Annotated in this window: 30 protein-coding genes and 2 pseudogenes; 22 read left to right on the top strand and 10 right to left on the bottom strand. The window is 31.4% G+C overall.

What is annotated here, in order from left to right; all coding sequences use genetic code 11:
• Nucleotides 1-89 precede the first annotated feature (89 nt).
• Genes AC3WQX_RS09975 through ychF form a run of 3 tightly spaced genes read left to right on the top strand, consistent with a single transcriptional unit; the run spans nucleotide 90 to nucleotide 2,304 of the window.
• Nucleotides 90-971 (top strand): mechanosensitive ion channel family protein, encoded by an 882-nt coding sequence (locus AC3WQX_RS09975; RefSeq protein WP_002454411.1) that lies wholly within the window; start codon nucleotides 90-92, stop codon nucleotides 969-971.
• A 20-nt stretch (nucleotides 972-991) separates the two neighbouring features.
• Nucleotides 992-1,195, top strand: a complete 204-nt coding sequence (locus AC3WQX_RS09970) for a DUF951 domain-containing protein (RefSeq protein ID WP_002445134.1) — start codon at nucleotides 992-994, stop codon at nucleotides 1,193-1,195.
• Nucleotides 1,196-1,206: 11 nt separating this feature from the next.
• On the top strand, nucleotides 1,207-2,304 hold the full coding sequence (gene ychF, locus AC3WQX_RS09965) for a redox-regulated ATPase YchF (protein ID WP_002434081.1): 1,098 nt from the start codon (nucleotides 1,207-1,209) through the stop codon (nucleotides 2,302-2,304).
• Between the two features lie 132 nt (nucleotides 2,305-2,436).
• Here ychF and AC3WQX_RS09960 read toward each other — a convergent pair whose 3' ends face one another.
• Nucleotides 2,437-2,628, bottom strand: a complete 192-nt coding sequence (locus AC3WQX_RS09960; RefSeq protein ID WP_002434516.1) for a hypothetical protein — start codon at nucleotides 2,626-2,628, stop codon at nucleotides 2,437-2,439.
• A 78-nt stretch (nucleotides 2,629-2,706) separates the two neighbouring features.
• Complete coding sequence (locus tag AC3WQX_RS09955; RefSeq protein ID WP_002434109.1) at nucleotides 2,707-3,522, bottom strand: GH25 family lysozyme; 816 nt, start codon at nucleotides 3,520-3,522, stop codon at nucleotides 2,707-2,709.
• A 642-nt stretch (nucleotides 3,523-4,164) separates the two neighbouring features.
• Here AC3WQX_RS09955 and AC3WQX_RS09950 point away from each other — a divergent pair.
• The 13 genes and pseudogenes from AC3WQX_RS09950 (at nucleotide 4,165) to AC3WQX_RS09890 (ending at nucleotide 11,683) form a co-directional block, all read left to right on the top strand.
• Nucleotides 4,165-5,304: an aminotransferase class V-fold PLP-dependent enzyme gene (locus AC3WQX_RS09950; protein WP_492740123.1), complete on the top strand. Its 1,140-nt coding sequence runs from the start codon at nucleotides 4,165-4,167 to the stop codon at nucleotides 5,302-5,304.
• Nucleotides 5,305-5,307: 3 nt separating this feature from the next.
• A complete protein-coding gene (locus AC3WQX_RS09945) occupies nucleotides 5,308-5,985 on the top strand; it encodes a hypothetical protein (RefSeq protein WP_030061334.1) in 678 nt (225 codons plus the stop codon).
• 12 nt (nucleotides 5,986-5,997) lie between these two features.
• Complete coding sequence (locus AC3WQX_RS09940) at nucleotides 5,998-6,381, top strand: NUDIX hydrolase (RefSeq protein WP_030061333.1); 384 nt, start codon at nucleotides 5,998-6,000, stop codon at nucleotides 6,379-6,381.
• A complete protein-coding gene (locus AC3WQX_RS09935) occupies nucleotides 6,381-7,271 on the top strand; it encodes a DMT family transporter (protein WP_213667948.1) in 891 nt (296 codons plus the stop codon). The genes AC3WQX_RS09940 and AC3WQX_RS09935 overlap by 1 nt, the downstream gene beginning before the upstream one ends.
• A complete protein-coding gene (locus AC3WQX_RS09930) occupies nucleotides 7,268-7,684 on the top strand; it encodes an NUDIX hydrolase (protein ID WP_227489929.1) in 417 nt (138 codons plus the stop codon). The genes AC3WQX_RS09935 and AC3WQX_RS09930 overlap by 4 nt, the downstream gene beginning before the upstream one ends.
• 3 nt (nucleotides 7,685-7,687) lie before the next feature.
• Entirely contained in the window at nucleotides 7,688-8,434 is a 747-nt protein-coding gene (locus AC3WQX_RS09925) for an HAD family hydrolase (protein WP_492740120.1), read from the top strand.
• 115 nt (nucleotides 8,435-8,549) lie between these two features.
• Nucleotides 8,550-8,714, top strand: a pseudogene (locus tag AC3WQX_RS09920) (recombinase family protein); the annotation flags it as partial.
• Between the two features lie 132 nt (nucleotides 8,715-8,846).
• Nucleotides 8,847-9,143 (top strand): 30S ribosomal protein S6, encoded by a 297-nt coding sequence (rpsF, locus tag AC3WQX_RS09915; protein ID WP_002434058.1) that lies wholly within the window; start codon nucleotides 8,847-8,849, stop codon nucleotides 9,141-9,143.
• A 21-nt stretch (nucleotides 9,144-9,164) separates the two neighbouring features.
• Nucleotides 9,165-9,674 (top strand): single-stranded DNA-binding protein, encoded by a 510-nt coding sequence (gene ssb / locus AC3WQX_RS09910; protein ID WP_023349922.1) that lies wholly within the window; start codon nucleotides 9,165-9,167, stop codon nucleotides 9,672-9,674.
• Nucleotides 9,675-9,720: 46 nt separating this feature from the next.
• Nucleotides 9,721-9,963, top strand: a complete 243-nt coding sequence (gene rpsR / locus AC3WQX_RS09905; protein ID WP_001831354.1) for a 30S ribosomal protein S18 — start codon at nucleotides 9,721-9,723, stop codon at nucleotides 9,961-9,963.
• 328 nt (nucleotides 9,964-10,291) lie between these two features.
• Entirely contained in the window at nucleotides 10,292-10,546 is a 255-nt protein-coding gene (locus tag AC3WQX_RS09900; protein ID WP_023349920.1) for a hypothetical protein, read from the top strand.
• 136 nt (nucleotides 10,547-10,682) lie between these two features.
• The gene (locus AC3WQX_RS09895; RefSeq protein ID WP_030061299.1) at nucleotides 10,683-11,246 is read left to right on the top strand and encodes a DUF5067 domain-containing protein; all 564 of its coding nucleotides are present in this window, start codon (nucleotides 10,683-10,685) and stop codon (nucleotides 11,244-11,246) included.
• Nucleotides 11,247-11,329: 83 nt separating this feature from the next.
• Nucleotides 11,330-11,683 (top strand): magnetosome magnetite crystal formation protein family, encoded by a 354-nt coding sequence (locus AC3WQX_RS09890; RefSeq protein WP_023349918.1) that lies wholly within the window; start codon nucleotides 11,330-11,332, stop codon nucleotides 11,681-11,683.
• Nucleotides 11,684-11,753: 70 nt separating this feature from the next.
• Here the strand turns inward: AC3WQX_RS09890 and AC3WQX_RS09885 are convergent, their stop codons facing one another.
• Entirely contained in the window at nucleotides 11,754-12,011 is a 258-nt protein-coding gene (locus tag AC3WQX_RS09885) for a helix-turn-helix domain-containing protein (RefSeq protein ID WP_049427030.1), read from the bottom strand.
• Between the two features lie 156 nt (nucleotides 12,012-12,167).
• On the opposite strand from AC3WQX_RS09885, the gene AC3WQX_RS09880 reads away from it, so the two are divergent.
• The gene (locus AC3WQX_RS09880; RefSeq protein WP_030061295.1) at nucleotides 12,168-12,917 is read left to right on the top strand and encodes an amidohydrolase family protein; all 750 of its coding nucleotides are present in this window, start codon (nucleotides 12,168-12,170) and stop codon (nucleotides 12,915-12,917) included.
• A gap of 3 nt (nucleotides 12,918-12,920) precedes the next feature.
• Here AC3WQX_RS09880 and AC3WQX_RS09875 read toward each other — a convergent pair whose 3' ends face one another.
• A complete protein-coding gene (locus AC3WQX_RS09875) occupies nucleotides 12,921-13,181 on the bottom strand; it encodes a hypothetical protein (RefSeq protein ID WP_002434577.1) in 261 nt (86 codons plus the stop codon).
• Nucleotides 13,182-13,482: 301 nt separating this feature from the next.
• Between AC3WQX_RS09875 and AC3WQX_RS09870 the strand changes: the two genes are divergently transcribed.
• From AC3WQX_RS09870 to AC3WQX_RS09855, 4 genes and pseudogenes are all read left to right on the top strand, one after another.
• Nucleotides 13,483-13,737, top strand: coding sequence for a GlsB/YeaQ/YmgE family stress response membrane protein (locus tag AC3WQX_RS09870; protein ID WP_002434433.1), 255 nt, complete (start codon nucleotides 13,483-13,485; stop codon nucleotides 13,735-13,737).
• Between the two features lie 162 nt (nucleotides 13,738-13,899).
• Entirely contained in the window at nucleotides 13,900-14,754 is an 855-nt protein-coding gene (locus AC3WQX_RS09865; RefSeq protein WP_002434588.1) for a patatin-like phospholipase family protein, read from the top strand.
• Nucleotides 14,755-15,094: 340 nt separating this feature from the next.
• On the top strand, nucleotides 15,095-15,727 hold the full coding sequence (locus AC3WQX_RS09860; RefSeq protein ID WP_002434620.1) for a LysE family translocator: 633 nt from the start codon (nucleotides 15,095-15,097) through the stop codon (nucleotides 15,725-15,727).
• A gap of 27 nt (nucleotides 15,728-15,754) precedes the next feature.
• A pseudogene (locus AC3WQX_RS09855) lies at nucleotides 15,755-16,333 on the top strand (histidine phosphatase family protein).
• 106 nt (nucleotides 16,334-16,439) lie between these two features.
• Here AC3WQX_RS09855 and AC3WQX_RS09850 read toward each other — a convergent pair.
• The 5 genes from AC3WQX_RS09850 to AC3WQX_RS09830 form a co-directional block, all read right to left on the bottom strand.
• Nucleotides 16,440-16,817 carry a YdeH family membrane protein gene (locus AC3WQX_RS09850; RefSeq protein ID WP_023349914.1) on the bottom strand — a complete coding sequence of 126 codons (378 nt, stop codon included), beginning with the start codon at nucleotides 16,815-16,817 and terminating at the stop codon, nucleotides 16,440-16,442.
• A gap of 158 nt (nucleotides 16,818-16,975) precedes the next feature.
• Nucleotides 16,976-17,602, bottom strand: a complete 627-nt coding sequence (locus tag AC3WQX_RS09845) for an NDxxF motif lipoprotein (protein WP_213667947.1) — start codon at nucleotides 17,600-17,602, stop codon at nucleotides 16,976-16,978.
• Nucleotides 17,603-17,923: 321 nt separating this feature from the next.
• A complete protein-coding gene (gene ahpF, locus AC3WQX_RS09840; RefSeq protein WP_030061286.1) occupies nucleotides 17,924-19,447 on the bottom strand; it encodes an alkyl hydroperoxide reductase subunit F in 1,524 nt (507 codons plus the stop codon).
• Nucleotides 19,448-19,461: 14 nt separating this feature from the next.
• Complete coding sequence (gene ahpC, locus AC3WQX_RS09835; RefSeq protein ID WP_030061284.1) at nucleotides 19,462-20,031, bottom strand: alkyl hydroperoxide reductase subunit C; 570 nt, start codon at nucleotides 20,029-20,031, stop codon at nucleotides 19,462-19,464.
• 446 nt (nucleotides 20,032-20,477) lie between these two features.
• On the bottom strand, nucleotides 20,478-21,257 hold the full coding sequence (locus AC3WQX_RS09830; protein WP_049427022.1) for a 2-keto-4-pentenoate hydratase: 780 nt from the start codon (nucleotides 21,255-21,257) through the stop codon (nucleotides 20,478-20,480).
• 159 nt (nucleotides 21,258-21,416) lie between these two features.
• Between AC3WQX_RS09830 and AC3WQX_RS09825 the strand changes: the two genes are divergently transcribed.
• The gene (locus tag AC3WQX_RS09825) at nucleotides 21,417-22,172 is read left to right on the top strand and encodes an NADPH-dependent oxidoreductase (RefSeq protein ID WP_030061281.1); all 756 of its coding nucleotides are present in this window, start codon (nucleotides 21,417-21,419) and stop codon (nucleotides 22,170-22,172) included.
• 58 nt (nucleotides 22,173-22,230) lie between these two features.
• Here the strand turns inward: AC3WQX_RS09825 and AC3WQX_RS09820 are convergent, their stop codons facing one another.
• Entirely contained in the window at nucleotides 22,231-23,619 is a 1,389-nt protein-coding gene (locus tag AC3WQX_RS09820; protein ID WP_030061280.1) for an L-cystine transporter, read from the bottom strand.
• Nucleotides 23,620-23,662: the final 43 nt, after the last annotated feature.

Here is a 23,662-nt window from a genome sequence, read left to right as displayed (position 1 = left end):
ATTTTTAAAACTGTAGACTGATTAAAACTGTATTTTTTTAAGTTATAATATGGGAATTATGGAAAATTTGAAAAGGAGGTAATACATTTATGAACCAAGTAAAGCATATTTTATCTTCTTTATTTGAACCTTTAACTAAAGTAGAGACTTATGAAAATCTTGTCATAAAAATTATTATGATTTTGATTTATATCATTGTCGCACTCATCGTTATAGCGATTTTAAATAAAGTCATTGAACAAGCTTTTAAAATACAAAATAAAAGTAAAAAAGGAAACAAGAAACGTTCTAAGACACTCGTGTCACTAGTACAAAACGTAGTAAAATATATCGTATGGTTTATTGTGATTACTACCATTTTAAGTAAATTTGGTATAAGTGTTGAAGGAATTATCGCCAGTGCTGGTGTGGTCGGAGTTGCAGTAGGTTTCGGTGCTCAAACGATTGTCAAAGACATCATTACAGGTTTCTTTATTATATTTGAGAATCAATTTGATGTTGGAGATTATGTTAAAATCAATAGCGGTGGAACAACTGTAGCAGAAGGTACAGTTAAGTCTATTGGTTTGAGATCTACGCGTATCAACACTATTTCTGGTGAATTGACGATTTTGCCAAATGGTAGCATGGGAGAGATAACTAATTTCTCAATTACTAACGGCACATCTATTGTGGAACTTCCAGTCTCAGTTGATGAGAATTTAGACCAAGTTGAGAAGAAATTAAATAAATTATTTACTTCATTACGTAGTAAGTACTATTTATTTGTTAGTGATCCAGTGGTTGAAGGTATTGATGCATTAGAGAATAATAAAGCAACGATTCGTATTTCTGCCGAGACAATTCCTGGCGAAGGTGCCTCAGGTGCACGTATTATTAGAAAAGAAGCACAAAAAATGTTTATTCAAGAAGGCATACGCATGCCACAACCTCTATTCACTCAGTATAGTGAAGAGCAAAGTAAAAGCTAATTATCATTGGAGGTCATTTTATGACGTCAAATTACGGAATAAATGATATAGTAGAAATGAAAAAACAACATGCATGTGGAACAAATCGCTTTAAAATTATAAGAATGGGTGCTGATATAAGAATTAAATGTGAAAATTGTCAGCGTAGCATTATGATTCCACGTCAGACGTTTAATAAAAAATTGAAAAAAGTTCTTGAATCTCATCAAGACAAAGAAAGTTAGGAGAATGATTAATGGCTTTAACAGCAGGTATCGTAGGCTTACCTAACGTAGGTAAATCTACCCTATTTAATGCAATTACTAAAGCTGGTGCATTAGCAGCAAACTATCCATTTGCTACGATTGATCCGAACGTGGGAATCGTAGAAGTACCAGATTCACGTTTATTTAAATTAGAAGAAATGGTACAACCTAAAAAAACAATTCCTACTACATTTGAATTTACAGATATTGCAGGTATCGTGAAAGGTGCCTCTAAAGGCGAAGGGTTAGGAAATAAATTCTTATCCCATATCCGTGAAGTAGATGCGATATGCCAGGTTGTTCGTGCATTTGACGATGAAAATGTAACGCATGTATCTGGTCGAGTGAATCCTCTAGATGACATTGAAGTAATCAATATGGAATTGGTATTAGCAGATTTAGAATCTGTTGATAAACGCTTACCTAAAATTGAAAAAATGGCTCGTCAAAAGGATAAAACAGCTGAGATGGAGTTGCGCATCTTGACTAGAATTAAAGAAGCGTTAGAAGATGGTAAACCGGTTAGAAGTATTGATTTCAATGAAGATGACCAAAAATGGGTAAATCAAGCACAATTATTAACTTCTAAGAAAATGTTATATATCGCTAATGTTGGTGAAGATGAAATTGGCGATGAAGATAACGATAAAGTTAAAGCAATTCGCGAATATGCTGAAAAAGAAGATTCTGAAGTCATTGTGATTAGTGCCAAAATTGAAGAAGAAATCGCAACATTAGATGATGAAGATAAAGAAATGTTCTTAGAAGATCTAGGTATTGAAGAACCTGGTTTAGATCGTTTAATTCGAACTACTTATGACTTATTAGGCTTATCTACTTACTTTACAGCTGGTGTCCAAGAAGTTCGTGCATGGACATTTAGACAAGGTATGACAGCACCACAATGTGCAGGTATTATTCATACTGACTTTGAGCGTGGATTTATACGTGCCGAAGTTACTAGTTATGAAGATTATGTTGAACACGGTGGCGAAAATGGCGCTAAAGAAGCGGGTAAACAACGCTTAGAAGGTAAAGAGTACATTATGAAGGATGGAGACATCGTACACTTCCGCTTTAATGTATAATTGAATAAATATTATGGAGCTATCTCATTAGGAGATGGCTCTTTTTTATAAAAAAGAAGCAATGTAGTTTAGTATGCTCAAAGTGGCTAAGTGACTCAACTACATTGCTTTTATATTTGAATTTCCAAATTCTTAAAAAAATGGAATTACTTCACTTGCTTCGATTATATCTTGAGTGCTAAAGAATTGCTTTCCTTCGCCAGTGTATGCAGGTTCAAGGACCATATTTGCCTTAGCACAATAAAGCCATTCAGGGTGAATACCACAATTTAAGATATCTTGAAATTCTTGGAAATCTTTATTCCAATCTAAATTTAATTTCATGCTAAACACCTCACCTATATTATAGAACGAATGTTCGTAAAAGTGAAGTGTTTTTGTTCGATTGTGTTCGTATTAATTTTAAGATGTGAACCAAGAAGCATCAACATTGCTATCAAGGTAATTGGCATCTACATTTTGGTCTAACTCAGGTGAATAATAACTATCAGTATATTGCCATAAAACTTTTTCACGTGTAGGTTCTTCAGCTTGATAAGATGCTAACCAGTAGCCATCATACGAACTCACTGCATTTGCAACGTGATTTACCATAAAGTTTTCATAAGAATAGAAGAGTATTTTTTTGTTTCCTGCAAGTTGTCTCATTTGATTTGCCCAAGCTTGAGTAGCTGTATTCTCATCGCCGCTCGTTACTGAAGATTGTTCATAGTCATTAATATAGAATGAAGCTTTTGGAGCACGATTGTATAAAGTTCTTGCTTCATAACGCGCGTCATCAGCATTCTCATACATACTATAAGAATAAACACCGAATTTCATATTATTTTTGTCTAATAAAGCTGAATTGTGCTCTAAACATTGATCTACATATTCTGAACCATACTGGCCGCGTATAATGATGAAGTCATAATTTTTCTTGAGTTTTTTAACTTGAGCGTCAGTTAAATTACCTTGCCATTCTGAAATATCTAATACTCTCTCTCCAGTGTTAGTTACAGCTGATCTAGATTTAGTTGAGAACGTTGAACGATTTTGTGTTGCGTTACTTTTTTGATTAGGATGTTTCTTTAAATATTGTTGGTAGCCATAACCCATTGTTCCTTTTTCACTTGTTGACTGACTTTTAGAAGATTCCTCTGCATTTGCGTTAACCATGCCCAAACTTGTCGCTAACATTGAAAATGAAATTATCGAGTATGTAACCTTCTTTAACATAAATGTGCTCCTTTTTTATTGAGAATTTAGAAATTACGTACAATTATATGTAAAATGTAATTTTTATGCTATAACAATTAAACTCAATTCGCAACAACGCATTTAGTACGATTTGTAATGTTTAAATATTAAGTTATACGGAACATAAAAAGTTCTTAATTTTATAAAAATTTATTATTCGAAATGAGCAGGGATGTAAAGGGGATGTACTGAAATATTCATTCTTAATATCTTCATCTGTATTTATTCGATACTTATTACTTCTTGCTTTATCTATGAGACCTGTAACCCCATCGCTATTGTATCTATTAATCCAATTATAAAGCGCACGAATAGGGACTTTAGTTGACTCACTAATTTCTTTCACTGATTCTAATCTTTTAAAATAAGGTTCAATTTTATAATATCTATGCATAGCTTTTTTACATACCTCTTCACTAAAATTAGATAAATTCTTACTCATTTCAGTATCTTTATAAATTAATTTTTATACTTAAAAGTTAATAATGCGATAAATGAGTAAAATGACAAATAAATTTCTTACATACATCGATTTATCATATTAATGTTTCTAATACTTGTTGACATAAAAGTGAACACAAAATGAACTATTTCTAGAAAATGTGTAAAAAATTTCTTTTTGTGTTATTATTTATTTTAAAAGGAGGAAATTTTATAAAAAATAATCTTTATTTTAATACAGGTGAATTATCTATAGTAATTAAAGAATTAAAATGTAAAATGATAAAAGAAATAAAAAATGAATTTTATTACGGACGATCAAGAAAAGGATCAAGAAAAAAGTTTAATGTACAATTATCTCATTTACGAGAACAGATAGCCGATTTAATTGGTGCTTATAGTGAGGAAATAACCATTACTAATAATACTACGTTTGGCCTTAATATAGTTCTTAATGGTATGAAATTTAATACTGGAGATGAAATAATAACAACTTCTATGGAACATCTTGCAAGTATATCTCCTTTAATAAATTTGAAAAACAAAAAAAGCGTAGTAATCAAAGAGTATAAAGTAAAGCAAAGATTTAATATCAAGGAACTAGAAGACCTAATTACCTGTAAAACTAAAATGATAGTTATATCTCACATATTTTGGAAGACAGGAGAAGTAGTACCTATTAAAGAAGTTATAGATATTGCACATAGTAGAGGGATGAAAGTACTAGTAGATGGTGCTCAAGCTGCAGGATCATATCCTGTAAATCTACATAATATTAATGCAGATTTTTATTGTTTTCCTGCTCATAAATGGCTTTATGGGCCTGAAGGATTAGGTTTTTTATTTGTTCGGAAAAATATCCAAAAAGATTTAGATATTATATTTTCTGGAATTTCAACCTTTGAATACTTTAATGATTATAACGATTATAGCATTCAAGACAATGGACAAAGATGGGAATTAGGAACTATGTTTAGACCTAGTGTTTATGGTATGAACGATGTTTTAAAATATTTAACTGGTTCGAGAAAAATTGAAAGCGTTTACATAAAAACGCAAAGTTTAAATAATTATATGAAATGTTTAGTTTCCGATATTGCTAATATAAGTATTGTTACAGACAACAATTATAATATTTGTACTTTAACTTTCCCAGAAAACATTAACTGTAAGGCATTGAAAGAGCATTTAGAGTTTTTTTCTATTTTCACTAAAGATATCGTAGATATTAATGCCATAAGGGTATCTTTAAGTTTTATAAATAATGAAGAGGACATTCAATTTTTACTAAAAAAAATTAAAGAATATATGGAGGAATGAATAATGGAAAGAGAAAAAGTTGCTATTTTATTTACTGGTGGAAGAGATTCTTCTTTAGTTGCTTGTTTGGAATCCCTACAAGATAAAGAAGTACATTTAATAACTTGTAATAGTGGTATTGGCATAAAAAGTGAACTTTCAGAAATGAGGGTTAAAGAATTGATTGAAAGATTTCCAAATAATATTGTAGGGAGAACAATTTTACCTACATATGGACTGTTTAGAAGTATTGCAATAAAAAATTTAGAAGCCGATTTCAAAAGATGGGGTATAAATCTAGTGCTTTTAGGCGATAAATTAGCTATACATGCAGCTGCGACAGTATATTGTTTAGAACACGGTATTAAAAAAATAGTTGATGGTTGTGTAGGTTATCAAGAAGATTTAGCTGAGCAAAAGAATGTTGCAATAGAATTATTTAGAGAATTTGAAGCTAAATATGGTATTGATTACGAGTGTCCTATTTATAACTTTGGAAATCAAGACGATGTTAAATATGCTCTTATGACATTTGGATTATCTTCTAAATCTTTAGAAGGTGTTTCTATATTTGGTGATGCTTTCAGTGAACCAACGGAAGAAGTAGTAGGAGAGTACATTAAAGATAAATTAGATATATGTGAAGAACACGTGCATTTTATGACAAAAACAAAAGATTTAATGCAAAATTACCAATATTAAGGAGCCTTTTTTATGATTAAAAAAGTTGCTGCTGTCATTATAAAAAATGATTGTATTTTATCCGTTAGTAAAAAGAAAGCACCCAATTTTTATATGTTACCTGGCGGTAAATATGAAGGGACAGAAAATGACATTGAAGCGTTATCAAGGGAATTGAGAGAAGAGCTAAATGTAACTATTTCAAAAATGGAATTTTTTGGTGATTATGAAGATATTTCTATGTTAGAAAATGAAAAGTTATTTTTAAGAACATATATCACTGAAATAAACGGCGAACCATATCCAGATAATGAGATTCATAATGTGAAATGGATACCTATTCATGCAAACTGTAACACTGAAATAGGTAGTGGCATTGCTAAATTTGTAATTCCAAAATTAAGAGGCGAGTTTTAATGTCTAAAAAACCTTCTGTTATCGGTGGAATAGCTGCTTTGTTCGTTGGAATTTCATTTGGTTTTAATTCTAATATAGTCAAAATGGCTAATGTAAATGGTGTAGAAACTATCAATATAATACTATATCAATTAGTAATAGGTTTAGTATATTTTATAATCCGATATTTAGTTTCTAATCCAACTTATAAAAGTTTTACACCTAATATTTTAAAAAATCCATTTAACTATATTGCTGGTATTACTACAGCGCTAACAGGTATTTGCTATTATTCATCGATCAAATTAACTAATCCAAGCATAGCATCACTAGGTTTATTCCAATTTCCATGGATATTATTTTTGTTAGGTGTGATCTTTAACAAAGAAAGATTTAATTATAAACACATTCTTTCTATTATAATGCTTTGGATTGGCTCCTTTATTTTAATTGGTGCTAATATTACACAAATAAGTTTCCTAGGGTGCTTATGGGGCTTGTTTGCTGGAGTATCATTTGCAACAAATATGTTTACATTACCTAAAACAACCAATCATGGATTTATAAAGGTATATATATTTGCAATAGCAGTAATTACAGCTTTATTTTGTAGTATTTTTTATATTCAGGAGCTCTCTCTTTTAAAAACCAACGTCATTTTTTATGGTACTACAATAGCTATATTAGGTCAGATTATAACATTTGAATTACTTATATTTTCAACAAAAAGAGTCAGTTCAATTAGTATGGCAACTTTAACTACTATAGAGTTACCTGTAGCTATGATAATTTCATGGATTCTCTGGGGACCACTTCCCAATTTCATGAAAATTTTAGGCCTTATCATTACTCTAGTATCAATCATTTGGTTAGTATATGAAGAATATTCAATTAATAAAAAGAATGGATGATATTGCAAAAGACCAATCTAATTCCAATTTTTGATAGAAACTTCAAAAATATCTTAATGTGTAAAAGAATTAATCCACCTTTTAAAAATATGTATAATTTGATAGGCGGAAAGGTTGAAGAAAGTGAAAGTCTTAAGTCTAGTGTATATAGGGAAATGTTAGAAGAGATATCCCTAACATGCGATGATGTGATATTGCATCCAATAATGGATATAACATATTATCAAGACAAACAGCAGATATATGTTTATTCTGGTATACTAAATAAAAACTATATACCACCTGCAAATTATGAACAATCACTTTATTGGATAGACCTTCAAAGCAACTTTAATGATCTTGATATTTTTGCAGGCAATGGTAATTTATACCATATTTTAAAACAATCTTCATACATTTTAAAAGGCGTGTGAGTAATGGCTAGAAAAGTGAAATTGGTTATTTTTGATTTAGATAATACGCTATTTTCTTTTAATAATTTATGGATAAAAGCTAATAAAGATACTTTTGAAGAATATACGTTATTTAAAGACATAGAGTATAGTGACTTTATGAAATTATATAAGAAATATGATTTATATTTTTGGAAACAGCATGATGAAGGGATTATGACCTTAGATGAATTGCGAGAGTTAAGATTAATTAAAACTTTAAAACATTTTGATATAGATATTTCTCATGCAGAAGCTAATAAGTATTTCCAATCCTTTTTTACTAAATTGCTGTCTAGTATAACTGTTAATAGAAAAATAAATGATTTGCTTTTGTCCTTGAAAGAAAATGTAAACATCGCCATCCTTACCAATGGTAAGCTTAAAGAACAGAACACTAAAATTGATAACCTCGATATTAGATCAATATTCGAAAAGAATATTTTTATATCTCAGAATATAGGTTATGAAAAGCCGGACCCTAAAGCATTTTTAAATGTCACGTCTAATCTAAACGTCAATCCTGAAGAGTGCTTGTTTATAGGAGATTCTTTTAAAAATGACATCTTGGGAGCATTAGATGTTAATATGGCTGCCATTTGGTTAACTAATTCTGATAAAGATACAGAATTATATAAAAAGAATGGTCTTTGTGGTTGCGAAGATAATATAGAAGTTCTACTAAAAAAGCTCCTTAATGATGAATATAAAGATTTTACAATTAATAACTAGTATCATATAAAAAAGGAGTATACTGAAAATAACCATTTTCTATACACTCTCTTTCTATATCGAAATAAGTAAGAATTATATATATTTGTGTGTTCAAAAACTCAACAAAGAATCTATGTTCACAAAAAAACTTGTGAGTGGTTCAAAAAGTAAAAGACCTAGTTTAGATAAAGCAATTGAAATTGCGAGATCAAGAGATACTATTATCTTTTGGAGATTAGATAGACTAGGATGTAATATGGAGGATTTAATCACATTAGTTAAAGAACTTAACGAGAGAATCATTATAAAATGAATTGTAAAAAGTAATACTCTGTGCTATAATTCTGGATTGTGAGTAATGAAAATTATTCCTTGCTTATCACATAAATGTTGATAAGCCGCATAGACCATAAGGAGGTGCAAATAAACTATGAGAACATATGAAATTATGTATATCGTACGTCCTAACATTGAAGAAGATGCTAAAAAAGCTGTAGTTGAGCGTTTTAACGGTATCTTAGCTTCAGAAGGATCAGAAGTTTTAGAAGAAAAAGACTGGGGTAAACGTCGCCTAGCTTATGAAATCAATGATTTCAAAGAAGGTTTCTATAACATCGTACGTATTAAAACAGATAACAATAAAGCTACAGACGAATTCCAACGTCTAGCTAAAATCAATGACGATATCATCCGTTACATCGTTATTCGCGAAGACCAAGATAAGTAATAATTAGACGGGGGCGTTTAAATGTTAAATAGAGTTGTATTAGTAGGTCGTTTAACGAAAGATCCAGAATACAGAACCACTCCCTCAGGCGTAAGTGTAGCGACATTTACTCTAGCAGTTAATCGTACTTTCACGAATGCTCAAGGGGAACGCGAAGCTGATTTCATTAACTGTGTTGTCTTTAGAAGACAAGCTGAAAATGTTAATAACTACTTATCTAAAGGTAGTTTAGCTGGCGTTGATGGTCGCATACAGTCGCGTAGTTATGAAAATCAAGAAGGTCGTCGTATTTTTGTTACTGAAGTTGTGTGTGATAGTGTTCAATTCCTTGAACCTAAGAATTCACAACAAGGTGGCCAACGTTCACAAAACAACGATTTCCAAGACTATGGTCAAGGATTCGGTGGTCAACAATCAGGACAAAATACGTCTTACAATAACAATAATTCATCAAACGCTAATCAATCAGACAACCCATTTGCAAATGCTAATGGCCCAATCGATATTAGTGATGATGATTTACCATTCTAAAATGAACGTATAAAAACGAAAAATAAGTCAAAGGAGGCAGTTAACCATGGCAGGTGGACCAAGAAGAGGCGGACGTCGTCGTAAAAAAGTTTGCTATTTCACAGCAAATGGTATTACACACATCGACTATAAAGACACTGAATTATTAAAACGTTTTATCTCTGAACGCGGTAAAATCTTACCACGTCGTGTAACAGGCACTTCAGCTAAATATCAACGTATGTTGACTACAGCTATTAAACGTGCTCGTCATATGGCTTTATTACCATATGTAAAAGAAGAACAATAATATATAGTTTATTGTTAAACCCCGTAGGCATAGGCTTACGGGGTTATTTTTGTGCTTTAAATTTTAGAAAAAGGGCAGTTAAAGGGCATAATTTAAGAGTTTTTGAAATTTTGAGCATAAAAAAAGGCAACCGTCACAACAGTTAACCTCAAGTACACTCCGCGCAGATGCGCCCCACTATTTAGTAATAAGTATATCTTTTCATTAAATATATAACTAGATTAGTAATTTATATTAGTATAGGCAATTTTTTAATTTTTTATATCAATTTACTTTGTTTATGATAAGTTAAGTATTGACGGTATTAAATAAACAAAGGAGTCTTACGATGGAATATAATTTAAAGGAAGTTCTTAAAAATTTATTTATCAATTTAGTGGTCACGTTTGTTGTGGCTTTTGTCTTTGATTATTTTAATATAAATAATGATAGACATGGATGGTTTTTTAATATAATAAGTAAAATTGATTTTATACATATTTTTGATAACAAAACTGCTAACGCTATAGTTATTTTAGGTTTGGTTATAACGATTATTGAACTTATTTATGATGTATTCTTCGATGATGACGATGATGAATAGAGAAATAAAATAATGATTTGATTATGGAGAGCAGGAGTAAGAATTTAAATTTTCCTCCTAAGTAAATACCTGCCTGCACCAAATGAAGTAAAATATTATAGTATAATATAATTATTAATTTTTATGGGTGAGTGTATTGAAAAGAATTCTTGCTACTATTTTAATATTATGTCTGTTTGGTGTTTCTTGCGATAAGAGTAAAGCTCAAAAAGATGAGGTTAAAAGTGAAAATAAATTAGTACATAAGATGTTAAATAATAATATTGTGCAATTTAAGAATAATAAATTGGTTCTCGATAAACAGATAATTAAAATCAAAAGGATTTTCATACTAAGGGATCCTCGTAATAATGTTACTGATTTAGCTATTCAATACAAAGTGAAGAGTAAATCTGATAAATACAGTGTAACTGTAAAAAACTCTTGGGAGAAAGGTTTTAGAGTTTTACAAAACGATAAACCCTTAGGGATGAGAAAGAATACAAAGCATTTGTATCACTATAGAAAATGGCTTACTAAGAATGATGAAAAAATAGAAAAAGGTGAGACGCGTAAAGGAATGGTAATTTATCACCTTAATAATGCCCAAAAGGTTGTTCTGCAAGCGAAACGAGGTTATGAAGGTAAGATATTAGCTGAACAAGATTACCCTATTTCAGAACTTAAAACAGTTGATTTAAATCAACTTTCCAATCGATAAACTTACACTACTGAAAGATATCGCTATGAAGGTTATTAAAGGCAATTGTTTGTGTTTTAATAAGTTTTGTAGAGGTGATTGAAATGAACAATATTGAAATGACTAAAAATCAAAAATTACTTGCGGCTTTAAGTTATTTTAGTATCTTATTCGCGCCGTTGCTATTTCCATTTTGCGTATGGATATTCGCTGATAAACCAATGTCAAAATATGGTAAAAACTCATTAATTAATCATATTTCATGGACTATATTTGTTTGGATAATGAAAAGTGCTTTTAATAATGCTAAATACGCACATAATGGTGCTCATGCGCATCCTGATGCAGTTTTCATTATTAGTTTAATTGTTGGAATTATCTTTGGTATTTTAGCTTTAATCTGTTTGATTATAAGCATTGTTACTGGGGTTAAAATATTAAATCAAGGAAAGAAATGATAAAAAAGCTAAGGTAATACGTTTATTATACTGAAACGTACTATCTTAGCTTTTCTTTTTGTATCGCGTGCTACATTCTAATATCCACATCATCTAAATGCTTTTGATACTCTTTAACTTTACTTTCAAGAAACATTTGATATGGAGTGTTGAAGAAATCAGCTAAATGCAATGCATCTTTAAATTTAGGTTCGTGGTAGTGATTTTCCCACTCCCAAATTTGATGAGCTTCGTAGTGCGTTCCGTATTTCTCATTTAACTGTTGGGCTAATTCCTCAATTTCTAAATGGCGTTTAGTTCTTAAATTATATAGAATATGTAAATTCATATGAAACAACTCCAATTCTTGCTGATATCATCTTGGTGTATTTTTATTCTATAATTATAAAAATGAGCTTTCAATGTGATATTAAATCTAAATGTGTCGTTATATTTAATTTTTGTGGTAATAAATTAATAAAATAAAAAATTAGGGGGTGCTAGAATGAAAATTTTTGATGCACATTTTCATATTATTAATTTTGATTATCCTGTAAAAGAAAATAAAGGTTATATGCCTCCAGAATTTAAAGAAGAAGATTATGAAATATGGCAAAAAGATCTAGGGATCGATGATGGTGTAATTGTCTCTGGCTCATTCCAAGGATTCAATCAAGATTATTTAATACATGCACTTAAAAGTTTAAAAGGACACTTTGTAGGTACAACTCAACTACCTGTAGAAACGTCTGATGAAAAAATCATAAAATTAAACGAATTAGGAGTACGAGGAGTAAGGTTTAATGTAAAAAGAGGAGGTTCGGAAGATTTAAGACATCTTAAATCATTTGCACAGCGTGTCTATGATTTAGTGGGATGGCATACTGAGCTTTATATTGAATCAAAAAAATTGGGTGAAATTAAAGATATTATTTTAGAATTGCCTCAAGTTTCAATAGACCATCTGGGGCTTACTAAAGAAGGCTTTGAAGATTTAAAAGATTTAGTTCGTAATGGGGTTTATGTAAAAGCGACAGGTTTCGGTCGAATAGAGGTTGATCCTTTACAAACTCTTAAAGCACTGATGGAAATTAATTCTAACGCGATTATGTTTGGCACAGACTTACCATCTACTCGAGCAAAACGTCCATTTGAGAAGTCAGACATTGAACTGATTGAGAAAAACTTCTCTAAAGAAGAACAAGAAAAGATCTTTTACAAAAATGCGATGCATTTTTATAGGATTACAAAGTAGTAATCATTGATTTTTTTCTTTTTTATATTCAATTTTTCTAATGATTAGAGAAGCAATAGTACAAACTATAATTAAGATAATTAACGTAGTCATAATATAGATTTGTTTACTTTTAATGTTAAATCCTATTTCAAAATTACCTTCCAGATGGCCATAAATGAAAAAATTAAATGTAATGATTAATAAAATTGTAATGACTGATAAGAAACCTATAATTTGGAAAAATTTATTTAAAAATTTGAGTATGTTCAATTTACTATTCAAATGACGTAAACCTCCTAAAATAAGAGTTTTATGAGCGCTAAGCAAATATTACTCAAATATTTTAACATACAAATTATTGTTGTCATGAAGGCAATTTTACAATGTTACTATTAAAATATACTTAGTATTTTTACGATGCATAAATACTTTAAAAGTAAGTGTTTTTTTCTATTGAAAGTAGATAATAAATGTTTCTTTTTTAAATTAAAATAAATTTTTTTCGTAAATTTGTTTAATAAATCTGTCGAAGGGTATCAATTACTATTGGATAAATAATTATTAAGTAAAGGAGACAATCATTATGTTTGGATTAATAGGTATGATCATTGTCGGTGGTATCATTGGTTGGATTGCCGGCTTAATTATGGGTAAAGATATCCCAGGCGGAATCTTAGGTAATATTATCGCAGGTATCGTAGGTTCATGGGTAGGTACTGCAATTCTTGGACATTGGGGTCCACAATTAGGTAAAATTCACATCTTCCCAGCGTTACTTGGTTCAATTATTTTAATCTTTTTAATTTCATTAGTTTTACGTTTATTCAAAAAGAAATAAACAATAAAGATAAGTTACATGAGATGACCTCATTAAGGGGTCATCTTTTTTATTGCTTAAATTTATATATCTTGCATACCTAACATCATTAACAATTGTTCGAATGATAGGACGTGTCCCAGGGTAAAATATACTATAAGATTAAATAAGGAGGTTGCTCAAATGTCTGAACAAATCACTTTAGTATTAGGTGGCGGTGGCCAATATGGTATTGCCTGGGAAATTGGTTTACTAAAAGGATTAGCTGATCATGGAATTGAGCTAAGACTTTCTGAACAAATTATTGGAACTTCAGCGGGTTCACAAGTTGGTGCCGTAATCGCATCAAATAAAACTTGGGAAGAGATTTGGAATGAACAAATTGATGAAGAAATTAATGAAGTTAATCCTAACCCTAATATGGGAGAAGTATTCGATGAATATGAACGTATAACTAAAGAAGCTACTAATGGAGATGACTGGGTTGAGAAATTGTGTGAATTTGCGAAAACATACCAAGTAGCTGTAACAGAAGATGAACATATTAAAAGAATAAAAGAACGTATAGGTGATATCCAATGGGGAGATAACTTAATAATTACTGGTACTGATATTGAAACTGTACGTAGAAAGACTTGGAAGCAAGAAGATAATATAAATATCCATCAAGCTTTAAGTGCAAGTTCTTCACTTCCAGGAGTATGGCCTCCTACTACGATTGACGGTAAACAATATTCAGATGGCGGATCCTATTCAATGGAAAATGCAGATTTAGCTACTGAGACTGAGAAAGTAATTATTCTTTCACCTAATGTCCAAGTAGATACGCCTATAAGTTTAAAGCAGCAAGTTGATCAATTAATACAAGAAGGCAAACAAGTATTGTCATTAATACCGAATGCTAGTGTAGTAGCTAAGTTTAATGAAATGGGTAATAATCCAGTTGACCCAAGTATTAGAAAAGTAATTGCAGCAGCATCCAGAGAACAAGGACTTGCAGATTCAAATAAAGTGAAAGAGTTTCTAAAAAATTTATAATAATGATTTATTAGATTTTAGACAAAAAAAGAGGATGGCGCTGGGTTACGCCATCCAGGAGTATTATGTTCATGAATATAAAAGACTTTGTAGTTACTACTAACTACACTCTAATAGTATCATGATTCACATTTATCTGACAATAATAATTTTTTAAATTCTTTTAAAACTATAAATCAAATTCGCAAAATAGCAATTTGAGATAAGATATTGAAAATGGAGTTTTTTCTAAAATTTCACAATTATAGAACTTCAGGGATGTCTTAGGGAGGTCTTACATTATGATTTTTTGTATGTAATAATTGTTAATGTATAAAACGACATCAAGGAGGGGACGCGTATGGAAGGACTATTTTCATTCATTATTATTACGTTACTGATTATCATTGTGCCAGGTCCTGATTTTTTAATTGTGATGAAAAATACAATTAATTCTAGTAAAATGAATGGGATAGTAGCAGCATTAGGAATTACTACAGGACATATTCTTTATTCTTCTTTAGCAATTTTCGGCATTATATACATATTGACTAGTTTATATTACGTCTTTTTAATTATTAAAATATTAGGTGCTTGTTATCTTATTTATTTAGGAATTCAAAGTATTAGAAGCGCCCATAGTACAATGAATTTTAGTAAGGAAGCGTTGGCAGATGTAAGAAATGTAAGCTATTTAACATCTTATCGACAAGGTTTTCTTAGTACAAGTTTAAATCCTAAAGCATTATTATTTTACGTGAGTATTTTACCTCAATTTCTCTCAAATGGAGGTATTCAAGTAAAATCAGAAGTAGCTGTTTTATCTTTATCAGTAGTACTTGTTACATGTTTATGGTTTTTATTCTGTGTGTTTATTTTCCAATATATTAAACTATTATTTAGTAAACCTAAGTTCAAAGTGGTTTTTGACTATGTAGTTGGAATCGTATTAATTGGTTTATCAATTAATTTACTACTAAGTAAAAGTAGTTAATCATATAATTTTAAGGAGTATTATAAAATGAATATCTATCTTGTAAGACATGGTGAATCTCAGTCCAATTATGATAATAAACATGGTAAACCATATTTTTGTGGCCAATTAGACGTTCCTTTAACTGAAAAAGGTATGCAAAGTGCGCAAGATTTAGTCACTTATTTTACTAATAAGAAGATTGAACATGTTTATGTCTCTGATTTGTTGAGAACACAACAAACATATGAGGGTATCTTTCCGTATAATATACCTACAACGTTCACTAAATCGTTGAGAGAACGTTCATTAGGTGTATTTGAAGGGAAAAATAAATAAGAGGTTAGTGAAGATGTAGAATACGAAAGATACTTCAATGACCCAGAGTTTAAAGACTTTCGACATAGCTTTAGTCAAAAAGCACCTGAGGGTGAAAGCTATCAAGATGTTTATGAACGTATTGAGCACTTCTTTAATGAGGAGTTAAATCATGACGATGAAAATATAGTTATAATTGCTCATCAAGTAGTTATAAGATGTATATTAGTTTATTTAGGTGAACTCAATAAAGAAGATGCTTTAGATGCCGAGATTAAGAACTGTTATCCATATTTAGTTCATAAATAAAAATAGTGAGTGGATATGAGTAGGCTAAATCCTCTTATATCCATTCACTATTTTTTAGGAAATAAGACTGATGGGTGTCTTAATAATCAATATTTAAAGTTTATAATTATGCATAAGACTGTGTCTTTTTGTAGCCCACAGAAAGTGTGATAATAGTACTTACTAGTATCAAAACGACTGTTAAACCACTCATTAAACCAGGTTGTATATACCCTGTTAAAAAAGTGACTACGGCTAAGATGAACCAAAGCATTAATGCAAAAATTTGTATTATTGCCGATACGATTCTACATACTAAATTATTGAAGAATCCTAATATTAAAGCTGGTAAAGCACTCACTAATAGAGTAACGATAGCAGTGAATATTTGCCAAGGCTCGTCATAATTAATAGTATTTGGGCCGCTCGGATACTTAGCAAGTGTTAAAATCGCGCCAATTGATCCTAGTATCGCTAGAATTATAAAACTTACACGTAGTTTCATCGAGTCACTCCTAATAAAATTTGTAAAATTTTTAGTTTCTATACAATAAATACATTAGACACTATTAGTGTGAAGTAAATTGTTAGCGCTGTCAAAGGTTAAAAAGCAATACCTCTATTTGATGTTAAATCTCATCAAATAGAGGTATTTTTAATTGATTACTTATTAAATACTTCAGTGTTAATTCCTTTTTTATCGAGGAATTTAGTGATTTTATCTTGTTGTTTTTTATTGACGTCACCTGCATATTTAGTAGGTACGTCAACGACATTGATTGAATTTTGAGGTTGGTAATTTAATTCTTCAATATCTTCATCAACATTTGCAATTGTACTATTTAAAGCGTTGAAATAGTTGATAATACGTTGTGTTGGATCTTTATATTCTTGTGGAATGTGATTGTTTTTAACAAATTTTTTGAAACGTAAATCATTTTTAACAGCTAAATTAGATAATTCGCTTAATTTGTTTGCCTGAGATTTAGTGATTTTAGGGCTACTATCACTTTGTTTATCTAACTTATGTTGCATTAAGTATTTATTATCAAGAATATCGCTATTAGCTTGTAAATATGTTTTAAGAGCATTTTTCATTTCAGACTCACTTATTTTTTGTCCCTTTTTATTAGAGGAGAAAATGTCTTTTTCTTTCATATTTTTAGCTTTTTTAGGTGCATGAGTACTACTATGACTATTTTGGTCATTATCATCCTCGCTTTGATTTGAACAAGCTGAAAGTACCAAGGCGAGCACAATTAGTAAACTTAAAATTACTCTTTTTTTCATAATATGATGGAACTCCTTTAACATCTCTATAATTAAGTATTATTTTTAGTTATTACACACATTATAGAGTATCATTTATGAAAAAATATTTGAATGTTTAAGAACTACAATTCATAGTGATGTATGACTATTTTGTGTCGTGTATAAAATCATTTTCACTATTCTGATCCAATGATATAAAACTACATCGTTACAATATTAATTGAATATAAAAAAACTGCCGACAAAGTCTGATACTTTGCCAACAGTCTGAAGCAAAAGAGCCTTAACAATTAAGGCTCTTTTAGTGTGAAGATATTATGATAGGTAAATAATTATCATTTAGTTTCTGATAATATAGTCGAATGCATTTAACGCAGCGTTAGCGCCAGCACCCATTGAAATTATAATTTGTTTATTCTTCTGATCTGTCACGTCACCTGCTGCGAATACACCAGGAACGTTTGTCGCGTTATCACGATCGATGACTACTTCGCCACGTCCGTTTAGTTCAATAGCATCTTGTAGCCATGCAGTGTTAGGAACTAAACCGATTTGAACGAAAATACCATCAAGATTTACTACTTGAGTTTCACCGCTATTTAAATCTTCATAACTAATACCGGTAACATGGTCTTCACCAAGAACTTCAGTAGTTCTTGCGTTCGTTTTAATATCAACATTTGATAAAGAACGTAAACGATCTTGTAAGACATTATCTGCTTTTAATTCAGATGAATATTCAAATACAGTAACATGCTTAACAATTCCTGCTAAATCGATAGCTGCTTCAACGCCAGAGTTACCGCCACCGATAACTGCGACATCTTTATTTTCAAATAGAGGGCCGTCACAGTGAGGGCAGAATGCTACACCTTTATTAATAAGGCGATCTTCACCAGGAATATTAAGTTTTCGCCAACTTGCACCTGTAGAAATAATCACAGTTTTACTTTCTAGTACAGCATCATTTTCTAAAGTAACTTTAATTGCTGAATCAGTTTTCTCGATATTAGTAGCACGGATACCTGTCATCGTATCAATGTCATATTGTGAGATATGATCTTCAAGGTTAGAAGAAAACTCAGAACCTGTTGTTTCTTTAACAGTAATAAAGTTTTCAATTCCAGCAGTATCATTAACTTGACCACCAATACGGTCAGCAACAATACCTGTACGTAGTCCTTTACGTGCAGTATAGATAGCAGCACTACCGCTTGCAGGACCACCACCTACGATTAGAACATCATAAGGGTCTTTATCATTAAATTCAGAAGCATCTTGAGTGCTTCCCAATTTAGTTAAAATATCTTGAATAGTCATACGGCCATTACCGAACTCTTGACCATCTAAGAAGACAGCTGGTACAGCCATGATGTCTTCAGACTCCTCACGGAAAACTGCACCATCAATCATAGTATGCGTAATGTTAGGATTAATAACACTCATCAAATTCAATGCTTGAACAACGTCAGGGCATTTTTGACAAGTTAAACTAACGAAAGTTTCGAAATGAAATGGCCCTTCAAGACCTTTAATTTGGTCAATCACAGATTGTTTTTCTTTAGGAGCACGGCCACTTACTTGTAATATCGCTAATACAAGTGAGTTAAACTCATGACCTAATGGAATACCTGCAAATGTAACACCTGTTTCTTCACCTGGGCGATTTACAGAGAAACTTGGTGTACGTTTTAAATCTTTTTCAGTTACAGTGATGCGTGCTGACATATCAGCAATTTCATCTAGTAAATCTTTAAGTTCTTTAGATTTATCATCTGAGCCAAGGCTAGCGATGAACTCAACGTCGCCTTCCATTAGCTCTAATAATTGTTTTAATTGTTGCTTTAAATCAGCATTAAGCATTTTTTAATGCCTCCTTAGATTTTACCTACTAAGTCTAAACCAGGTTGTAATGATTCAGAACCTTCTTCCCATTTAGCTGGGCAAACTTCGCCTGGATGTTGACGTACATATTGAGCTGCTTTAATTTTGTTAACTAATGTACTAGCGTCACGACCGATGCCGTCAGCGTTGATTTCAGCTGCTTGAACTACACCATCAGGATCGATGATGAATGTACCACGTTGAGCTAAACCAACTTCTTCATCTAATACATCGAAGTTACGAGTGATTGTTTGAGATGGGTCACCAATCATTTGATATTGGATTTTGCTGATTGCATCTGAATGATCATGCCAAGCTTTGTGTACAAAGTGAGTATCAGTTGATACTGAGAATACGTTGACACCTAATTCTTGTAATTTATCATATTGGTTTTGTAAATCTTCTAATTCTGTAGGACATACGAAAGAGAAGTCAGCAGGATAGAAGCATACTACACTCCAAGAACCTTTAAAATCTTCTTGAGAAACTTCTTTAAATTCATCATTTTTTGGATCATAAGCTTGCGCTGTGAAAGGTAAGATTTCTTTGTTAATTAAAGACATAGGTAAATACCTCCTGAAATTTTTAAGTATAAATTAGAATTAGTTAACAATAATTGTTTGTTTATAATAATTCTAATCTCTTGATAAGTATTATCACATCTACAATCTAAATAGTCAACTTTAGAAACTTTTTAATTGAGAAAATGAATAACAATAGCCTTTATATAGCGTCATGTTAGAGATGAACAATGCGAACTATAAAGTGATAAGAAGCTTAATTTATCGAATGTAATATTCTTTTCCAACCACTTCTTATACCATAAATAACACATATCATTCTCAACTAAACATGTTTCATTGATAATGGAGTGTAATTTTATTACATCTATACATTAATGATAACATCTGTACCCTCAATTTTCTTTTATGACAGTTTATATAAATAAAATAGAGCTAAATTCAAAATAATTGTTACTATTTTGAATTTAACTCTATTTGGTTTAGTTTTATTTAGAAACCTTAAACTCTACGGTACCTATTCCACTATATTCTGCACGATACGTACCATACTCTAATTTAAGCGGAGAGATGAATGTTCCTGAAGAAATGACTTGTCCCTTTTTTATTTGTTTACCGTGGGAATGTAACTTTTTAATAAGCCAAAGTACAGCATTGAGAGGGTTACCTAATACTTCAGATGAGTCACCTGTAGCAATTAATTCTTCATCTTTATATAAATTCAATTGTACATGCGCAAATGCGTCTATATCTAAAGGATCTACTTTATTTCCTACAACAATCAATCCTGTTGCAGTATCATCGCAAATTAAATCACCAAGAGTGAAATTCGGGAACCAATCTTTATATCTTGCGTCAGGTATCTCAATGCCGGCAGCGATTTCAGTATTAAGAATAATTGTTTGTAAATCTGCATCATAAGGTAAGTCTTCTTTTGCAATAAACATAATTTCTGGTTCTAATAATGGGGAAAATAATGAAGAAAGTGAGACAGCGTCACCATTATTTACTATTTTATCTGATAAAATAGTGCCATAAGCAGGCTCATTAGTATGAGCAATTGCTTGTGTTGTAGCGCTCGTCATACTCACTTTGTATCCAGCAACATGTGTACGATCTTTAAATTTTAGCTGTTCAATTAAATCATCTTGAGTTAAATAAGCTTCTTCCTCAGTGATATTGTAATTTTCGCTTACAAAATCAATAGGTTTTTTATTTTTAAAAGAATTGAAAAGGGCATTTGAAATATTTTTAATAGCTTGAGTCATGATATCTCTCCTTAAAATATCTGAAAATTAATACTATTATGATAACTTTTAAATAAGCTGTGTGCAAATAAATTTAAAAGTCCTTTGTTCAGGGTATAGAATATTTAAAGACAAATTAGGATTTATCATATGTGTATAAATTTATTAGGAGTGATTAGTGTGTCAGATTATGTATACGACTTAATGCGTAAGCATCATTCAGTAAGAAAGTTCAAAGATAGTCCTCTTAGTGATGATACTGTGAAGAAATTAGTTGAGGCTGGACAAGGCGCATCAACTTCTAGTTATCTTCAGACTTACTCAATTATAGGTGTTGATGATCCCGAAATTAAAGAAAATTTAAAAGAAGTTTCAGGGCAACCTTATGTGTTAGATAATGGTTATTTATTCGTCTTCGTTCTAGATTATTACCGTCATAGTTTAGTAAATGAAAAAGTGGATTCAGATATGGAAGTCTCATACGGTTCAGCTGAAGGCTTATTAGTAGGCACGATTGATGTGGCTCTTGTATCTGAGAATATGGCTGTAGCAGCTGAAGATATGGGTTACGGTATCGTTTATTTAGGTTCCCTACGTAATGATGTAGGTCGTGTTCGTGAAATTTTAGACTTACCTGACTATACTTTCCCTCTATTTGGTATGGCTGTAGGAGAACCCGCTGAGGATGAAGATGGTGAGCCTAAACCACGTTTACCATTTGAACACATTTTCCATAAAAATAGTTACGATGCAAGTAATGATAAACAACGTCGTGAATTAGATGAATATGACCAAGTGGTTAGTGATTATTATAAAGAACGTACAAATGGCGAAAGAACTGAAACTTGGACCGAACAAATTGAATCTTTCTTAGGAAGAAAAACTAGGCTAGATATGCTAGACCAACTTAATAAAGCTGGATTTATAAAACGTTAATGCAAATAAAAAAAGACGCACCCACTTAGTTGTGAGTGCGTCTTACTTATTGTTCAAATCAGTTTGAAGATAATTCCCCATAATTATTAGATTCAAATGTTTGTTTATCCCAATTTTTTGTTAAGCGTGCAGTACCTGTACCAGCTAAGATTGAATCATTCACGTTCAATGCAGTACGCCCCATGTCTATGAGCGGTTCAATAGAAATGAGTACACCTGCAAGTGCCACAGGTAAGTTTAACGTAGATAGTACTAAGATGGAAGCGAATGTAGCGCCGCCACCAACACCTGCAACACCAAATGAACTAATGATAACAACAGCTATTAGCGTAATGACAAATTGAAAATCAATGTGTACATGTGCCACAGGCGCAACCATGATTGCTAGCATAGCAGGGTAAATTCCCGCGCAACCGTTTTGTCCTATTGATAAACCAAATGTAGCTGAGAAGTTTGCGATACCTTCAGGTACACCTAGACGTTGTGTTTGGGTTTGGATATTTAATGGCAGAGAACCCGCGCTTGAGCGAGAAGTAAAAGCAAAGATTAGCACTTCTAAAGTTTTCTTAACATATCTAACTGGATTAACACCTAATACTCCTAAAATGATTAAATGTATGAGATACATTGTGATTAAAGCAGCATAAGATGCGAGTAAGAATTTTCCTAAAGTCCAGATTGCCGCAAAGTCACTGGTTGCTAATGTAGAAGCCATAATTGCTAGTATACCGTATGGCGTTAATCTTAAAACGAAAGTTACAATGGCCATAACGATTGAGTATACAGCTTCAATGCCACGTTTTAACAGATTTCCATACTCTGGTTCTTTGCGTGCAACACGTAAATATGCAAAACCGACGAAAGTTGCAAAAATGACAACTGCGATAGTTGATGTCGTACGTTGACCTGTAAAGTCCAAGAATGGATTACTTGGCAGTAATTCAAGAACTTGTTGAGGTAACGTGTTTGCAGTTAAATCTTTAGCTTGCTTACTAATTTCAGTACCGCGAGAATGTTCTGCACTACCTAAGTCGATTGAAGAAGCATCAAGTCCAAAGATTAAAGCGTAAATGATGCCGACAATAGCTGCAATGGCTACAGTGCCAATTAAAAACATAAAAATGAATGTCCCAATTTTAGCAAATTTATCTCCAATCTGGATTTTACTGAAAGCTACCACAATTGAAACGAAGATCAGTGGCATTACAATCATTTGAAGTAAGGCAACATAGCCATCGCCCACGATACTAAACCAATCTGTGGATTGTTTTAATACCTTCGATTCTGCTCCGAATATAAGATGTAAAGCTATTCCTAATACAATCCCTATACCTAAAGCGGTAAATACACGTTTAGGAAATGAAACATGTTTTCTAGCCATTATGTTTAACATAATAATGAAAATAATTAACACTACTACGTTAATAATAGTGAAGAATGCTTCCATAATGTATATACTCCTTTGTTCTAAAATATAGTATTCCGACATA

The organism is Staphylococcus sp. FW104-15G4D (genome assembly GCF_058790135.1).
Note: the sequence above shows the minus strand (reverse complement) of the source record. Positions and strands in the feature narration are given on the sequence as shown.

What these genes read in the sequence shown, in the direction of transcription:
- AC3WQX_RS09975 (WP_002454411.1), top strand. Translation starts at nt 90, where the DNA reads ATGAACCAAGTAAAGCATATTTTATCTTCTTTATTTGAACCTTTAACT.
- AC3WQX_RS09970 (WP_002445134.1), top strand. Translation starts at nt 992, where the DNA reads ATGACGTCAAATTACGGAATAAATGATATAGTAGAAATGAAAAAACAA.
- ychF (WP_002434081.1), top strand. Translation starts at nt 1,207, where the DNA reads ATGGCTTTAACAGCAGGTATCGTAGGCTTACCTAACGTAGGTAAATCT.
- AC3WQX_RS09960 (WP_002434516.1), bottom strand. Translation starts at nt 2,628, where the DNA reads ATGAAATTAAATTTAGATTGGAATAAAGATTTCCAAGAATTTCAAGAT.
- AC3WQX_RS09955 (WP_002434109.1), bottom strand. Translation starts at nt 3,522, where the DNA reads ATGTTAAAGAAGGTTACATACTCGATAATTTCATTTTCAATGTTAGCG.
- AC3WQX_RS09945 (WP_030061334.1), top strand. Translation starts at nt 5,308, where the DNA reads ATGGAAAGAGAAAAAGTTGCTATTTTATTTACTGGTGGAAGAGATTCT.
- AC3WQX_RS09940 (WP_030061333.1), top strand. Translation starts at nt 5,998, where the DNA reads ATGATTAAAAAAGTTGCTGCTGTCATTATAAAAAATGATTGTATTTTA.
- AC3WQX_RS09935 (WP_213667948.1), top strand. Translation starts at nt 6,381, where the DNA reads ATGTCTAAAAAACCTTCTGTTATCGGTGGAATAGCTGCTTTGTTCGTT.
- AC3WQX_RS09930 (WP_227489929.1), top strand. Translation starts at nt 7,268, where the DNA reads ATGATATTGCAAAAGACCAATCTAATTCCAATTTTTGATAGAAACTTC.
- AC3WQX_RS09925 (WP_492740120.1), top strand. Translation starts at nt 7,688, where the DNA reads ATGGCTAGAAAAGTGAAATTGGTTATTTTTGATTTAGATAATACGCTA.
- rpsF (WP_002434058.1), top strand. Translation starts at nt 8,847, where the DNA reads ATGAGAACATATGAAATTATGTATATCGTACGTCCTAACATTGAAGAA.
- ssb (WP_023349922.1), top strand. Translation starts at nt 9,165, where the DNA reads ATGTTAAATAGAGTTGTATTAGTAGGTCGTTTAACGAAAGATCCAGAA.
- rpsR (WP_001831354.1), top strand. Translation starts at nt 9,721, where the DNA reads ATGGCAGGTGGACCAAGAAGAGGCGGACGTCGTCGTAAAAAAGTTTGC.
- AC3WQX_RS09900 (WP_023349920.1), top strand. Translation starts at nt 10,292, where the DNA reads ATGGAATATAATTTAAAGGAAGTTCTTAAAAATTTATTTATCAATTTA.
- AC3WQX_RS09890 (WP_023349918.1), top strand. Translation starts at nt 11,330, where the DNA reads ATGAACAATATTGAAATGACTAAAAATCAAAAATTACTTGCGGCTTTA.
- AC3WQX_RS09885 (WP_049427030.1), bottom strand. Translation starts at nt 12,011, where the DNA reads ATGAATTTACATATTCTATATAATTTAAGAACTAAACGCCATTTAGAA.
- AC3WQX_RS09880 (WP_030061295.1), top strand. Translation starts at nt 12,168, where the DNA reads ATGAAAATTTTTGATGCACATTTTCATATTATTAATTTTGATTATCCT.
- AC3WQX_RS09870 (WP_002434433.1), top strand. Translation starts at nt 13,483, where the DNA reads ATGTTTGGATTAATAGGTATGATCATTGTCGGTGGTATCATTGGTTGG.
- AC3WQX_RS09865 (WP_002434588.1), top strand. Translation starts at nt 13,900, where the DNA reads ATGTCTGAACAAATCACTTTAGTATTAGGTGGCGGTGGCCAATATGGT.
- AC3WQX_RS09860 (WP_002434620.1), top strand. Translation starts at nt 15,095, where the DNA reads ATGGAAGGACTATTTTCATTCATTATTATTACGTTACTGATTATCATT.
- AC3WQX_RS09850 (WP_023349914.1), bottom strand. Translation starts at nt 16,817, where the DNA reads ATGAAACTACGTGTAAGTTTTATAATTCTAGCGATACTAGGATCAATT.
- AC3WQX_RS09845 (WP_213667947.1), bottom strand. Translation starts at nt 17,602, where the DNA reads ATGAAAAAAAGAGTAATTTTAAGTTTACTAATTGTGCTCGCCTTGGTA.
- ahpF (WP_030061286.1), bottom strand. Translation starts at nt 19,447, where the DNA reads ATGCTTAATGCTGATTTAAAGCAACAATTAAAACAATTATTAGAGCTA.
- ahpC (WP_030061284.1), bottom strand. Translation starts at nt 20,031, where the DNA reads ATGTCTTTAATTAACAAAGAAATCTTACCTTTCACAGCGCAAGCTTAT.
- AC3WQX_RS09830 (WP_049427022.1), bottom strand. Translation starts at nt 21,257, where the DNA reads ATGACTCAAGCTATTAAAAATATTTCAAATGCCCTTTTCAATTCTTTT.
- AC3WQX_RS09820 (WP_030061280.1), bottom strand. Translation starts at nt 23,619, where the DNA reads ATGGAAGCATTCTTCACTATTATTAACGTAGTAGTGTTAATTATTTTC.